A 1,084-nucleotide genomic window follows, 5' to 3' on the forward strand; every position below is an offset into this window, starting at 1 on the left:
GGTGGGGCGGAGGCGGGGGCGGGGGCGCGTTGGGCGGGGCGGGCCGTGGCGGTGGGGGCGTTTTGCGTGCAGTTGGATTCCTTTGCGTTGAATGCGGTGCTGCCGGTGCTTCGGGGTGGGCTGCCCGGGGGTGCGGGCGTGGTGCCGTGGGTGGTGAGTGGTTATCTGCTCGCGGCCGGTTCGCTGATGCCGGTCGCCGGGCGGCTGGCCGATCTGTACGGGCGGCGGCGGATGCTGTGCGCCGGGGCGGTGCTCTTCGGTGTGAGCGCCGCTCTCTGTGCGGTGGCGCCGTCGCTGCCGTTCCTGGTAGCGGCACGCGTGGTGCAGGGCGCGGGCGGTGCGCTGATCATGCCCGCCGGGCTGGCGCTGCTCACCAACGCCTGCCCGCCGGACGAGGCGCGCCGGCGCACCGGGCGGGCGCTGGGCTGGGCCGGACTGGCCACCGTGGGCGGCCCGTTCGCCGGTGGGGTGCTGGCTGATGTGGCGTCCTGGCGGGCGGTGTTCTGGCTGACCGTGCCGCTCGCCGCGGCCACCGTGTGGTGTGCCCGCCGGGCGGTCGAGTCGCGGGACGCGGCCGCCGCGGAACACCCGCTCGACGTGGCCGGCGCGGTGACCGCGACGGGCGCGCTGGTGTGCCTGGCGCGCTGGCTGGCGCATCCGGCGGGGTGGAGTTCGGGGTGGGCGGCGGGGGCGGCGCTGCTCGGGGCGCTGTTCGTACGGGCCGAACGGCGGGCCGCGGCCCCGTTGGTGGACCTCGCGCTCGTCCGCAACCGTCCCTACGTGGCCCTGACCGCCGCGGGCGCGATCGCCAACTCGGCGACGGTGGCGCTGCTGTACGCGATTCCGCTCGCGCTTCAGCAGGGGCGCGGGTGGTCGGTGCTGGGCGCTGGGGCGGCGTTCCTCGCTCCGGCCGCCGCGCTGGCCGCCGGGGGCCCGGTGGCCGGCCGGGTGGCGCCCCGGGCGGCCGTGCCGGTGGTGGGGTTGTGTCTGGCGGTCGCCGGGGGTGGGCTGTGGGCCGCCGGGGGCCTTGGTGGTACGGCGGGGGTGCTGCTCGCCTCTACGGGCGCGGCGGCCGCCCTGGGGG

The 1,084-nt window shown here is 78.2% G+C and carries 1 protein-coding gene; it reads left to right on the forward strand.

Features of this window, described 5'->3' with window-relative positions; genetic code table 11:
- Nucleotides 1–66 precede the first annotated feature (66 nt).
- The coding region (locus tag ADL22_RS14215; RefSeq protein WP_234430694.1) for an MFS transporter at nucleotides 67–1,084 on the forward strand (1,018 nt) is incomplete at its 3' end.

The sequence above is a fragment of the Streptomyces sp. NRRL F-4489 genome (assembly GCF_001509485.1).
Taxonomy (GTDB): domain Bacteria; phylum Actinomycetota; class Actinomycetes; order Streptomycetales; family Streptomycetaceae; genus Streptomyces.